The sequence below is a fragment of the Vibrio sp. 970 genome (genome assembly GCF_033339075.1).
Genome location: NZ_JAWOTW010000869.1, coordinates 1 through 507, shown reverse-complemented (window position 1 = coordinate 507; position 507 = coordinate 1). Strand labels below are relative to the sequence as shown.

The following is a 507-nucleotide window of genomic DNA, read 5'->3' as shown; positions in this document are numbered from 1 at the left end:
TTTACAAGTTGAAGACTTTTCTGTTGATCAAGAATATCAACGCTTGTCGGAAGGCACTGCTGCTGGTGCGGTCGTGACCTTTATCGGTAAAGTCAGAGATATGAACCTTGGTGACAACGTGATTGGCCTGCACCTAGAGCATTATCCGGGCATGACGGAAAAGAGCTTGAGCGATATTTGTGATGAAGCGGAAGCTCGCTGGCCACTGCTTGGCGTGCGTGTGATTCACCGTGTGGGTGATATGGACAGCGGCGACCAAATTGTATTTGTGGGCGTTTCCAGTGCGCACCGCGGCGCGGCATTTGATGCGTGCGAGTTCATTATGGACTACCTGAAAACCAAAGCACCGTTTTGGAAAAAAGAGCGCACAACTAACGAAGATCGTTGGATTGAATCGCGCGACACCGATCATCAAGCAGCGCAGCGCTGGGAAAAATAGAACCAGCCACTCGTTTTGACAAAAAATAAAAAGCTAAGTGTTAATCGCACTTAGCTTTTTTTGTATTT

At 47.7% G+C, this 507-nt stretch carries 1 protein-coding gene; it reads left to right on the top strand.

Annotation, left to right across the window (positions count from 1 at the left end):
- A partial coding sequence (moaE, locus tag R7Q11_RS29635) for a molybdopterin synthase catalytic subunit MoaE (RefSeq protein ID WP_225467398.1) occupies positions 1–439 on the top strand: 439 nt, incomplete at its 5' end.
- Positions 440–507 lie beyond the last annotated feature (68 nt).